Here is a 5,712-nt window from a genome sequence, read left to right on the forward strand (position 1 = left end):
CGCTGCGTTGGCGATTCCTGTTCACCCTCACCTTCTTCCTTCTTCAGCCGCCCCGTATAACCTAGCTGAGAGATCTTATTCAATATATCTTCTTGCTTTAAACCAATATAGGTGATCTTCGCCGTCTCCGTTGCTAAATTGACTGCTGCCGTCTGCACTCCCTGCATACGGCTAAGCCCCTTCTCAATACGAGTCGAGCAGGCTGCACAAGTCATTCCTTCAATTTGTAAATCCAACGTTTCTGCCGGAACCTTGTATCCGAGATGCTCGATCTTATCAACGACTTGCTGCAAGGTTACTGCATCACCGTCATATTGCACAGCCGCTCGTTCTGAAGCAAGATTGACAGATGCTTCTGCGATGCCGTCCATACGATTCAAGCCTTTTTCAATTCGTGTTGCACATGCGGCACAGGTCATTCCTTCAATCGGCAACGTTGCTTGCTTTTCTGCCATTGTCATGTCCTCCTTATCCTTCTCGAACATACCCCTATACCCTATATATGATTCCAAAAGAAAACTCCTCTGAAGGAGTGTTCTTTGCAGTAATCAATCAGCGTATTCAGCATAATATGAGAATCGGCGCCTAATCATTACACGACGTCGTAGCCTTGCTCCTCAATTGCCTCACGGATTTGTTCCGGCTTTACTTTGGACTCATCATAAGATACGGTTACTTGCTTCGCAGCCAAATCAACCTGTGCAGTTGCACCTGTACCTTCTACTGCTCGTTCTACTGCTTGCTTGCAGTGCCCGCATGTCATACCTTCTACTGTCCATGTTTCGTTAACCATCTTACTTCCTCCTCTGTCCATTCCTTAAGGGAACAGGCCATGTTCTTATTTTAGTAATTTATGAATCGTTGTTAGCAGCTCGTCAATGACTTCCGGCTCCCCGTCCTGCAATCGCTCAACGACACAACTCTTCATATGCCCTTCGAGCAGCAATTTGCCAACTGAATGAAGTGCAGACTGGATGGATGCGATCTGATTCAGCACATCGTCACAGTACGTATCTTTTTCAATCATGGATTTCACGCCTCGCACCTGACCTTCAATGCGATTCAAGCGGTGAACCAGCTTCTTCTTCATCTCATCCGAGTGATGACTCTTCCGATTCCCGTCTGGAGTGTGGTGCTCGCACCCTTCTTCACTTGCATGGCAAGCATCTTCTGTACCAAAAGCAGCGGTCATCACGTCATCGACTTGTTCATCGATACGTTCGTTTGACATTTGTGTATCACCACCTCATGCATTAACTATACTATACCCCCCTACCCTATGCAAGCCCTTTTTTTGAATGCTTGCTTCAGCAGCTAACTCGAATTTCTCGCTGTGGTAAATTAGGGTTGGTTATTTCTTCGGAAAATGGTTAAAATTTAAGTGTTAGTCTGGCTTCAGGCCCATTGTCTAACAGACGAACTTATTGTTATTACTTTTGAGGAGGCACACTTATTATGACCCAAATGACAAAAGTGTCCCGCGTCGCGTTGATTGGATCGGGCTTTGTTGGCTCCAGTTACGCGTTCGCGTTGTTCAATCAAGGGTTGGCCGCTGAGCTAGTCATTATCGACGCTAACCGCAAAAAAGCAGAAGGAGATGCGATGGACTTGAATCACGGTCTTCCGTTCGCATCCAATATGCGCATATGGGCAGGAGACTATAGCGATTGCAAGGATGCTGACCTCGTTGTTATTACAGCAGGTGCGAACCAAGCACCAGGAGAAACACGTCTTGATCTAATCGGCAAAAATGCGAACATCTTCAAATCGATCGTTACTTCCGTCATGGAGAGCGGCTTTGATGGATTGTTCCTGGTCGCAACAAATCCAGTCGATGTTCTTACATATGCAACCTGGAAATACTCAGGTCTGCCTGCTCATCGCGTCATCGGCTCCGGTACAATTTTGGATACCGCACGTCTGCGTTATTTGCTCGGCGAAAAAATCGGCGTCGATCCGCGTAACGTCCATGCCTACATTATGGGCGAACATGGAGACACTGAGCTCCCTGCGTGGAGCAATGTCAGCATTGGCGGCCAGCCGCTCGAGCACTATCGCAAGACGCATGGAGAGCCGACACAGGAAGAATTGGATGATATCTTCCTGAATGTACGCGATGCTGCTTATCACATCATCGAGCGTAAAGGGGCTACCTACTACGGAATCGCAATGGGCTTGGCTCGCTTGACAAAGGCTATTCTGAAGAATGAGAACTCTGTGCTGTCCGTATCTGCCTTGCTGACTGGACAATATGGTCTGGATGATGTGTATATCGGCGTTCCTGCCGTCGTAAATCGCCAAGGAATCCGCGATGTATACGAGCTTCACCTGTCTGAAGACGAGATGCAGAAGCTTCATCATTCCGCAGGCGTGCTTAAGCAAGCAATATCTTCGGTATTCCCGAAATAGTGTTGATTGTTGATTGTGAATAAACGAAAGGCGCACTGTCCGTAGACGGTGCGCCTTCCTAATTACGCATTCACAATCATTGTACGTACTTGCTCTGGAAGCTCTGCAGCCTCCTCCTTCGACAGGCCAGCTGTCGATACTGGAGGAAGAACGGTTACCTCCACATGAGCAGGACTGATCCAATTCCCATTCGCCTCCATCAGCTTGTAAGAGCCAGATATGCGAATAGGCACAATTGGGAACCCTGTCTTCGTAGCGACGCGGAAGCCGCCATTTTTGAACTCACCTATGTGTTCACTCTTGCTTCGTGTTCCTTCAGGGAAGATGACGATCGGATGACCGCTTTCTACGAGCTTGCCCGCCTCATTCAGACTGTTCATGGCTTGGCGTACGTTGCTGCGGTCAACGAAGATGCAGCGCAAGTACTTCATCCACACACGAATGAACGGCAGCTTCGCCAACTCTGCCTTGGCCATTAGCGCCTTCGGCTTGCCAACATGCCCTAGCATGATCGGCACATCGAAATTCCCTTGATGATTCGAGATAAAGACGGCTCCGCCTTCTGGGATATGCTCCAATCCACGAACCGTTACCTTCGCACCTGCTACACGCAGCAATGAACGTGCCCATCTTCCAACCTGTTGGGCCGTGTACGCATCCAGCTCTTCATACCGACCTTGCTTGTATAGTCGATTGGCCTTCCACATCCCAGGGATAATGAAAAGTAAATAAAGCCAAAAATAAATAAACCAAATCAATGTACGTATGAATTTCATGATGTGATGTAATTCCCTTCTACAACGTATCGATTGCATGATGCCATTATTAAGTCATTCCTGTTTTGCACATCAAGCTAGACTATCAAGCTGTTCTATCAAACCAATCAATCAAGCCACTCTTGTGAGCAAGGCACACCCTCAACGGAGTTCGCTGCAATGATGGCATTATGGACGGCATAAGCAAGCACCTCGGCTGCCCACATGCCCGCCAGATCAACAGAGGCGTCAATTCCGCCTGTTGTCATCGCGAACACTGTATCTCCGTCATACATCGTATGGACAGGATAAATGGTACGAGCCAAGCCATTATGCGCCATTTGTGCAATTTTCGTCATTTCGGTCTTTGTGAATGTTCCATTGCAGGCGATTGCGGCAATTGTCGTATTTGTCCCTGGCTTCATCGTCGCTTGGAAGGGATTAGCCAATTGAGTTAGGAAAGACAACGGATCAATGAACTGTCCCTTCTCATCCGCTCTTGCCCCAGCTAATACCGTACCATGCTTCGGATGTCTCACTTCGCCAACCGCATTGACAGCGACAGCCGCACCAATGACAAGACCATTTGGCAATTGTACAGAAGCCGTACCAAATCCGCCCTTCATTGCTCGTTCTACTCCCGCGAACTTACCAAGCGTTGCACCTGCGCCAGCACCTACATTGCCTTCGGCAACCGCTTCAGATGTCGCATTCTCTACAGCCGCATATCCCATCTCTGCAGTTGGTACGACTGTCGGATTGCCTATCGCCAAGTCAAATAAAATAGCTGATGGAACAATTGGCACCTTGGCAACGCCGACATCAAGTCCAATACCCTGCTCCTGCAAGCGCTGCATAACCCCTTGTGCAGCAGCGAGTCCAAATGCACTTCCGCCGCTGAGACACAATGCATGAATATGCTGAACGAGAGCGGTTGGCTGCAGTAACTCCGTTTCACGGGTGCCAGGCGCTGAACCCCTGACATCAACGCCGCATACAGCCCCTTGTTCAGCTACAATGACTGTACAGCCTGTATGAGCCTTATTATCATGCGCATGCCCGACTACAATGCCCGGTACATCCGTGATTGCGCCAGGATAGCGAGCAGGCTTGCCCCCGGGTTTGATATTCCAATGGGAAGATTGCATATTCGCACCCTTTTCTGTCATCGTTGTTAGATGTCTATCTCCGGTTCTCATGATTCGATGATACATGAAGCGACCAGCTGCGGAATCATACGACATAAATGCTACTCGTAACTCGATGGTGACTCGTCTAGCTTTGTAAATTCATGCCGATTCATGCCTAATTCTGCGCTTTCCCGAGAAATAATAGGCTGTACAATCCACGAATTCTGTCTAAGACGCAACTATCATCTACAAGTTATTACCAGGCCTCATTCCGTTCATCAAGAAGAGAGAGGAGCCCGCTGCTAGGGCTCCTCTTATTATTAATTATACGAGTCCGAATAGACGTCGGCAGCGGCCAGGACGATTCGCTCGGAATCGCTCGACATTACCTTGATCCATGATCGTGACGTATACCGTACAGCCGTCTTCGCCGCCAAATGTTACATTCGTGCAGTTGCTTCCATGGAGGCGAATCTCTTCTATCACGGTTCCGTCTGGAGCTAGAACCGCGACTGTTCCTTTGCCGAAGCGTGCGACATACAGGTTGCCGTCAACATCACATCGCATGCCATCCAATCCAAAATCAGGGAACTCATGGAACAGACGCTTATTCGAGATGCTGCCATCCTCCTGGAGATCATATACCCAGATCCGTCGTTGAACCGATTCATTGACATAGAGCAAGCGTTCATCTGGGCTAACCTCGATGCCATTGGTCGTACCCATCCCTGTTTCCAGGAGAGTCATTGCTCCATCCGGACGAATACGCCAGATTTGCCCTGTATCATCGGCCCACTTCGGATCGCTGGCAAATACAATATCATTTGCCATGATCGCAATATCGTTCGGTTGATTCATCGTTGGATCATGTGCCAGAACGTGCAGTTCCTTCGTCACGAAGGAATAGCGGAATACGTGATGCCCTGCATAATCCGCAATGCACATGTCCCCATTGCGAGTAAAGCGTATACCATTGCCAATGCATCCCTCAGGCAGCTCCAAGAATACGGAGCATTCGCCTTCTGGCGTTACCTTGCCAATCGTGCCCTGCCGTTCAAAATTGACAGCATACAAGTTGCCTTCCTTATCGCAAGCCGGCCCCTCTATGCCTTGTGTAAATCCATGCTGTGGCGTAAATACCTCACTGCTTCGCATCTGAATCCCGGATCCATCAAACGTCTGATTCATGCTTTCACTCTCCCTATTCGCATGTACATCATTTACAACGTTAACGATCTTGCAAGTGATAGGACTGAACAGAAGTAAATCGCTATCACAGTTGCAGCATGACAGCGATTCTATCCCCGCTTCCTAGCCTGAATCTACATTACTCTCAACACGAACTTCTGGAACCTTGTATAAATGAATTTATGAATGATACTTGTCCAACAACTGTTCCCGCTAATTAATCATGATCT

General features: G+C 48.4%; 7 protein-coding genes. 1 reads left to right on the forward strand and 6 read right to left on the reverse strand.

The window, feature by feature from the left end; genetic code table 11:
- The 3 genes from AZ66_RS25960 to AZ66_RS25970 all read right to left on the reverse strand — a co-directional run.
- A partial coding sequence (locus tag AZ66_RS25960) for a copper ion binding protein (protein WP_156160087.1) occupies positions 1-455 on the reverse strand: 455 nt, incomplete at its 3' end.
- A gap of 137 nt (positions 456-592) precedes the next feature.
- Positions 593-793: a cation transporter gene (locus AZ66_RS25965; RefSeq protein ID WP_021256454.1), complete on the reverse strand. Its 201-nt coding sequence runs from the start codon at positions 791-793 to the stop codon at positions 593-595.
- A gap of 45 nt (positions 794-838) precedes the next feature.
- Positions 839-1,231, reverse strand: a complete 393-nt coding sequence (locus AZ66_RS25970) for a metal-sensitive transcriptional regulator (protein ID WP_082061741.1) — start codon at positions 1,229-1,231, stop codon at positions 839-841.
- A 224-nt stretch (positions 1,232-1,455) separates the two neighbouring features.
- Between AZ66_RS25970 and AZ66_RS25975 the strand changes: the two genes are divergently transcribed.
- Positions 1,456-2,409, forward strand: a complete 954-nt coding sequence (locus AZ66_RS25975; RefSeq protein WP_021256456.1) for an L-lactate dehydrogenase — start codon at positions 1,456-1,458, stop codon at positions 2,407-2,409.
- Between the two features lie 62 nt (positions 2,410-2,471).
- On the opposite strand, the gene AZ66_RS25980 is transcribed toward AZ66_RS25975, so the two are convergent.
- The 3 genes from AZ66_RS25980 to AZ66_RS25990 all read right to left on the reverse strand — a co-directional run bounded on the left by AZ66_RS25980 (position 2,472) and on the right by AZ66_RS25990 (position 5,482).
- Entirely contained in the window at positions 2,472-3,185 is a 714-nt protein-coding gene (locus AZ66_RS25980; RefSeq protein ID WP_021262384.1) for a lysophospholipid acyltransferase family protein, read from the reverse strand.
- A gap of 107 nt (positions 3,186-3,292) precedes the next feature.
- Complete coding sequence (locus AZ66_RS25985; protein ID WP_044357521.1) at positions 3,293-4,312, reverse strand: P1 family peptidase; 1,020 nt, start codon at positions 4,310-4,312, stop codon at positions 3,293-3,295.
- Positions 4,313-4,618: 306 nt separating this feature from the next.
- On the reverse strand, positions 4,619-5,482 hold the full coding sequence (locus AZ66_RS25990) for an SMP-30/gluconolactonase/LRE family protein (protein WP_044357519.1): 864 nt from the start codon (positions 5,480-5,482) through the stop codon (positions 4,619-4,621).
- Between the last annotated feature and the right edge of the window lie 230 nt (positions 5,483-5,712).

It is taken from the genome of Paenibacillus sp. E194 (assembly GCF_000935845.1).
Classification (GTDB): Bacteria; Bacillota; Bacilli; order Paenibacillales; family Paenibacillaceae; genus Paenibacillus_B; species Paenibacillus_B alvei_B.